Below are 6,216 nucleotides of genomic sequence, written 5' to 3'. Positions count from 1 at the left end.
AAACACGGCGTTGCCCGTTTTGGGCGCTTGTTGTGTCGCCTATTGCATCTCCCTGCTTACTTCATATAGCAGAAAAAAAGTGGAAAGTATTTAGTAACAGAAAGAATTACTTACCCTATTCTTTTGAGCGCCTCTCTCCTGCTTAACGGAGCCAGGGTATGACGGTTAACAAAGGTACGCACGCCTTCCGGGTTGGTTTTAGAATACTCCCGTAATGCCCACCCAATGGCCTTTTGAATAAAAAATTCTTTGGAGTGTGCATGCTGTAAAATGTACTGATGTAAAAGTTGCTCGTCTGTATATTGCTTATAAGCGTTCTGAAAAATGATAGCGGCGCGTTGCAACCATATATGATCACTATTGCTCCATTGATTGGTAACAGCTGGTTGAGCAGCCTTAAATTTTTTTAGCCACGGACCTGCTAAACAGGATACTACACTATCTACGCTGTCCCACCATGATTTGTGCGTGAGCATGTATTCAAAGAGATGTATATCTTCTGCTGTCCAGGATTTATGGCATTGCTGCATGAGGTCAATAGCAGCATATTGATATTCTCTTTCCGGTTTTTCCCACAATGCTTTTATCAGTGCAGGCATCTCTGTTATTTCAGGTAAACCATATTGTTCTTTCAGCGCTTTGTTAATGTGGCGGCGGTCGGGCGTTTTAATACCCAGGTATTCAAACTGATCACGCATGTAGCGTTTCATGGCAACAGCATTCACCGGGTTGGCGGCAGCAGTATAAGCGTTGGTAAGTAGCGTGATGTAGCGCATGTATTATGCCTGGCTTTTTGTACTGATATAACGGTAAAGGTTGAACGTTTTTTGCGCGAGCAATGCTTTTATCTCCTGTTGCAGCTCCTGTTTAATTACATCTTTCATTCGCCGGTGTTGTATAAGCTGATAGGCTTTTTCTGCCAGCAGCAGCACATGTTTTTGTTCCTGGTGCATCACGGCTTTATGATGTTGGGTAATCGCCTGTATAATTTCGTGTATGCCTTCCTGTTTGGTGGCAACAGATTTGATCACCGGAATTTCCCAGTCGCCATGATGCTTACTATGCGCCAGCAGCCGCAGGTTTTTTACAAAAATATCAGCATTAGACCTGTCGGCTTTATTCACAATAAATATATCCGCAATCTCCATTAGGCCCGCTTTCATGGTCTGTATTTCATCACCTGCTTCTGGGACTACTACGACTATCGTTGTATCTGCTACGCCGGCTATTTCCACTTCACTTTGTCCCACACCCACGGTTTCAATAAACAGGTAGTCAAAGCGGGCGGCTTTGATGAGGTCGCTGACTTCTATAATCTTTGGACTTAATCCGCCTAAAGCGCCTCTGCTGGCCATAGACCGGATGAATACCTTTGGATGATTAAAATGTTGACTCATTCTGATCCGGTCGCCGAGGAGGGCGCCGAAGTTAAAAGGAGAAGAAGGATCTACCGCAATAATAGCTACGCTTTTTTCCTGTGTTAGTAATTCAGTAATCAGTGCGTTGACCAGGGTACTTTTTCCCGCGCCGGGAGGGCCGGTAATACCTACTACGATAGTATGATTACAGACAGGAAGTTGCTCCAGCAGTTGTTCATAACCCGCTGCTTCATTTTCAACCAAAGAAATACAACGGGCCAGTGATTTTATATCTCCGCCTAAAAGTCCCGGTAAATACTGCTGATACATTTTACTGTTTACAAACGTTAAACAACAAAAATAACTGGTATACCCGTTACGTGAGCAATGAACGGTAAATATTCAGGTATTGTTCTCCTATTTCTTCCCAGCTGAAACTGTCCGCGTGTTTTTTAATAGCGGCCATGGGTTGCGTGGCTTCATAATGTGCCATGCCTTTGGCGAAAATATCCCGCATGTAGGCAGGATCAAAATTTTCGAAGTAATAGGCCAGATTCCCACCGATTTCAGGTAAACTGGTTTTATTAGACAAGAAAACGGGTTTGCCATGATGCATGGCTTCTATCACCGGAATACCAAAGCCCTCCGCAATAGAAGGAAATACAAATGCCGCACAATTACTGAAATACCAGTATTTGCTTTCTTCGTCTATGGGGCCAAGAATTTTTACACGATCCAGCACACCATAGGCGGCCGCTTCCTGCAAAATTTGTTTCTGGTAGCTGGTATTCGAATTCCCTGCTATGATCAGCTCATAGTTGGTGTCTTTGAGTAAACAGGGGATTACATGAAAATTCTTCTTCGGCAATATAGTCCCTATGGTAAATAAAAACGGCCGGGAAGGACGATACTGTGGATTATCAAACGAAGGAAATGACTTTACATCGCAGCCATTATAAATCACACTTAACGGCGTATTTCCTATGTCAAGATGTTGAAGCACATCTTGTTTTACATAATTGGAAATAGCAATAAGGTGGTCCGCCTTATTAATCATCCGTTGCACTTTAGCTAATTGGCCGGATATTCTGTGTTTATAATTGGGCTTATATAAAAAATTAAGATCGTGAATGGTCAGCACCCGTTTGATACCGGGAGCTTCCGGTGAATAGTCGGATAGCTGATAAGTGGTATGCCAAACCTGGATGTCCTTTGAATAAGGCATCCACAGCTTATGCCAGGCCTTTTGATTGTAATGTGGTTGCTCAGAAAATATTGTTTGCCTGTAGGAGGGCAAATAGAAATAAAGCTCCTCGGGAGGAGCAACCAGCTTCACCAGTGATTGGCCAAGTTCGCTGCAATAAGTATATAGACCGTTATTCGGATATTTCAATCTCTCACAGTCTATCACAAATCTTGGCATATACTAATCGGTTTGAATAATTGTCAGGTATATATTTATATATAACTAAATGCTTAAGCGAAGATATTACAACTTTTTACGAAAAAAAGATAATTATCTTTTATCCTTTGCCGGATAAATTATCTTCCTGACGTATATTGGTTGTCAGTCCAATTGTGTATAATTATTACGAATGACCAATTTTATTTCCATATTCCCGCTTGGAATTGTAGTGTATCCTGGGGAGCAATTAAACTTACATGTTTTTGAGCCCCGGTACAAACAGTTAGTGGCTGCCTGTATTTCAGAACATAAGCCGTTTGGAATTCCAGTTGTAATAAATAAAAAAATAATGGAATATGGAACACTTGTGCAAATAAAAAAGGTAGAAAAAATATATGAGAGTGGCGAATTGGACATTGTAACCACTGGTGACAGCGTTTTCCGGATCCTGGAGCATGTGGGTGAAATCCCTGATAAATTATATACCGGGGCCATTGTCAACTATCCGGAAAATAACGAGGGCAGCCATACGAGACTGTTGCAGGAGGTCCTGCACGGGGTGCGTGAGTTACATTCTATTCTCCAGATTCACAAAACCTTTAAAAAAGACGACGAAAAACTGCTCTCGTATGACCTGGCTCACCATGCCGGGCTGTCTCTCGACGAGGAATATGAGTTGCTGCATCTCTTTTACGAAGCACAACGACTCGAATACCTGAAACGCCACCTTCACAAAGTGATTCCAATGATGGCTGAAATGGAACGTCTCAAGGAGCGTGTTATGCTGAATGGGCATTTCCGGAACTTATCTGCTGATAATTTATAATTTTTAGGGAGATGCCTGCCTGGTATGAGTTCTATGCCCCTTGCAGGGGAACTTTAACGTGTATTTAACAACCCGGTTTTTGGTTTTTTTTGCTTCCCGCCTTAAAAAGTAGATATTTGCAGACCCATATTTTCACTGGAATAAGGGCTTAAACTCAATTCTGTAACTAAATGCATTGGACAAAAGTCAGTATTCTTTGCCTGCTGGGAAGTTTCTTTCTGCTGGCAAATAAAGCTATCGCACAGGACAACTCACCATATTCCCGCTACGGATTAGGAGATCTGAACAACAACCAAAACACGGTCAATCGTGGTATGGGAGGTGTTTCTCAGGCTTATAGTGATCCGCAGTCAGTCAACTTTATCAATCCGGCCAGTTATTCCAGCTTATTGCTGACAACGTTCGATGTTGGTATTGAAGGCGGTGGCAGATCCATCACCGACCAGGGAAACAAGTTCAGTTCTGGTTTCGGTACACTCTCCTACTTACAACTGGGAGTACCTATTATCAAAAACAAATGGGGCCTGAACCTGGGTTTACGTCCGGTAACCAGGGTGTCTTATAACATTCAGCAAGGATTCAACGGCACCTTTTTCGATACCCTCAGATACCCGCTGACTAACAAATATGAAGGCAGTGGCGGTCTTTATCAATTGTATGCCGGTACAGGTGTGCGCTTTGGTAACTTCAGCATCGGGGCAAATCTGGGTTATCTTTTCGGTAACATCGAGAACAATACCCGTTTAGTTTTCCCGGACGCCACTATTTATCCTTCCCATAAAATGTTCCGTACCAGCTACAGCAGCTTTTTTTACAAGTTGGGTGTACAGTACAGAGCTAAAGTGGCAAAAGAAATGGACCTCACTTTTGGTGCATCCGGTAGCCTGAAACAGAATATGCGTGCCCGCCAGGAAACTTTGAGCGAAACACTGCTGTTTGACGGCAATTCAGGCAACTACTCCTCCCAGGATACCGCTAAATACGTGAAAGGGGAAAGAGGAACCGTTGTTTTCCCGGAAGAATTTGCAGCAGGTATTATGCTCCGCAAATTTGATAAATGGATGATCGGTGTCGATTTCAACACCACGCAGTGGCAAAATTATACCAACTTCGGCGCGAAAGATTCACTGCAAAACGCCTGGAAACTCTCCATCGGCGGCCAGTTTGTTCCTAATGCCATGGCACTCAGCGGATATTGGAACCGGGTGGCTTACCGCTTAGGTGCTTACTACGGTAATGATTACCTGAAACTGAATGGCATCAATATGCCTACCACCGGTTTTACCGTGGGAGCTGGTTTACCGGTACGTCGTTTACCTTACTCCAACCAATACAGTATGATCAACCTCGCGTTCGAATTAGCGCGTCGCGGTAATAATGAAACTGTTTTGAAGGAAAATATCTACCGCTTATCAGTAGGCTTCACCCTGAGCGATAAGTGGTTTATCAAACGTAAATACGAATAAAGCTTTTAGCCATTAGCTTTTAGCTTTTGGCAAAATGCAGCGGAGACATAAGCGTAGGTATTATTATACATTGCTTATGTCTCCGCTGCATTTTGCTAAAAGCTAACGGCTAAAAGCTAACAGCTAATAACTATCTTTGGCCTATTATTTCTTCAAATGATTAAAAGAACCATCTTATTTTTTCTGATAGCCATTGCCGTTAGTAGTTGTGAAAATGATATACAAACAGTGATGGAATTTGATTCCAAAAAAGCGGCTACCGAAAATGGGGATGATATCGTCACCATCTTCAGCCAGGGGGGCAAGGTAAATGCTAAACTATTGGCGCCTGCCATGGAACGTAGCCTCGATCGGCCGTCTTATGTGGCGTTTAATAAAGGGCTGCGGGTTTTTATGTACAACGACACCCTGGGGCTCGAAAGCACCCTTTCTGCCAAAAAAGGTAAGTATCTCGAAGAAGAAGGCTACGTATATTTATCAGACAGCGTAGTGGTGATCAATAAAAAAGGAGAAAGGCTGGACACTAAAGAATTAAACTGGGATCCTAAACGCAAGATCTTCTACTCTACACAGGAAGTTTTTATAAAAACACCTACCGATTCCCTCCATGGATGGGGACTGGAAGCCAACGAGGATTTCAGTGTAAAGAAAATACTGAAAGTGAGTGGACCCATTACTGTACAGGACAGCACTGCTGCACTAGACTGATCAAACTAACGGAAATATATACACGAAAGAACCCCACCTCTGCAGGTGGGGTTCTTTCGCTTTAACCTATTTTTTAACCTAAAATTTGGCTTATTAATGCCAATAATTATGCCAATTTGTTGTAATGTATTCAAGAGCGGGGGACTTTTATAATATTGATGATGACGATGGCTACCTTGCTGTGAAATCCCTGTCTGATCCTCCCCATTTTCCCATTATTTCCTATATTTCACCAAAAAATTAGGAGTAATGGAAACTATTAACTGGCCGGATTTTGAGAAAATAGAAATAAGAGCAGGTACCATCCTGGAAGCTAACGACTTTCCTAAAGCCCGCAACCCTTCTTATCAGCTCATCATAGATTTTGGAACAGAACTGGGCATTAAGAAGTCCTCAGCCCAAATTACCAGTCTCTACAATAAAGAAGAGCTCATCGGAAAACAAATTGTGGCG

Annotated in this window: 6 protein-coding genes and 1 pseudogene; 4 read left to right on the top strand and 3 right to left on the bottom strand. The window is 42.7% G+C overall.

The features are described 5' to 3' along the window. Positions 1–110: 110 nt before the first annotated feature. Genes VIP81_RS30210 through VIP81_RS30200 form a run of 3 tightly spaced genes read right to left on the bottom strand, consistent with a single transcriptional unit; the run spans position 111 to position 2,781 of the window. Positions 111–776 carry a DNA alkylation repair protein gene (locus VIP81_RS30210; RefSeq protein WP_331970662.1) on the bottom strand — a complete coding sequence of 222 codons (666 nt, stop codon included), beginning with the start codon at positions 774–776 and terminating at the stop codon, positions 111–113. A gap of 3 nt (positions 777–779) precedes the next feature. Beyond that, positions 780–1,688: a methylmalonyl Co-A mutase-associated GTPase MeaB gene (meaB, locus tag VIP81_RS30205; protein ID WP_331970659.1), complete on the bottom strand. Its 909-nt coding sequence runs from the start codon at positions 1,686–1,688 to the stop codon at positions 780–782. A 46-nt stretch (positions 1,689–1,734) separates the two neighbouring features. Continuing rightward, positions 1,735–2,781, bottom strand: a complete 1,047-nt coding sequence (locus VIP81_RS30200; RefSeq protein WP_331970657.1) for a glycosyltransferase family 1 protein — start codon at positions 2,779–2,781, stop codon at positions 1,735–1,737. Positions 2,782–2,953: 172 nt separating this feature from the next. Between VIP81_RS30200 and VIP81_RS30195 the strand changes: the two genes are divergently transcribed. The 4 genes and pseudogenes from VIP81_RS30195 to VIP81_RS30180 form a co-directional block, all read left to right on the top strand. Then, entirely contained in the window at positions 2,954–3,589 is a 636-nt protein-coding gene (locus VIP81_RS30195) for an LON peptidase substrate-binding domain-containing protein (protein WP_331970655.1), read from the top strand. A gap of 170 nt (positions 3,590–3,759) precedes the next feature. Continuing rightward, a complete protein-coding gene (locus VIP81_RS30190) occupies positions 3,760–5,055 on the top strand; it encodes a hypothetical protein (RefSeq protein WP_331970653.1) in 1,296 nt (431 codons plus the stop codon). Positions 5,056–5,211: 156 nt separating this feature from the next. Continuing rightward, positions 5,212–5,763, top strand: coding sequence for an LPS export ABC transporter periplasmic protein LptC (gene lptC, locus VIP81_RS30185; protein ID WP_331970650.1), 552 nt, complete (start codon positions 5,212–5,214; stop codon positions 5,761–5,763). A gap of 249 nt (positions 5,764–6,012) precedes the next feature. Further along, a pseudogene (locus VIP81_RS30180) lies at positions 6,013–6,216 on the top strand (tRNA-binding protein); the annotation flags it as partial.

The organism is Chitinophaga sp., from assembly GCF_036566945.1.
Taxonomy (GTDB): Bacteria; Bacteroidota; Bacteroidia; order Chitinophagales; family Chitinophagaceae; genus Chitinophaga.
The sequence above is the reverse complement of the archived record's forward strand: the minus strand, read 5'-3'. Positions and strand labels throughout refer to the sequence as shown.

Bases quoted from the DNA above. Each gene is read 5' to 3' on its own strand.
- VIP81_RS30210 (WP_331970662.1), bottom strand. From the start codon at position 776: ATGCGCTACATCACGCTACTTACCAACGCTTATACTGCTGCCGCCAAC.
- meaB (WP_331970659.1), bottom strand. From the start codon at position 1,688: ATGTATCAGCAGTATTTACCGGGACTTTTAGGCGGAGATATAAAATCA.
- VIP81_RS30200 (WP_331970657.1), bottom strand. From the start codon at position 2,781: ATGCCAAGATTTGTGATAGACTGTGAGAGATTGAAATATCCGAATAAC.
- VIP81_RS30195 (WP_331970655.1), top strand. From the start codon at position 2,954: ATGACCAATTTTATTTCCATATTCCCGCTTGGAATTGTAGTGTATCCT.
- VIP81_RS30190 (WP_331970653.1), top strand. From the start codon at position 3,760: ATGCATTGGACAAAAGTCAGTATTCTTTGCCTGCTGGGAAGTTTCTTT.
- lptC (WP_331970650.1), top strand. From the start codon at position 5,212: ATGATTAAAAGAACCATCTTATTTTTTCTGATAGCCATTGCCGTTAGT.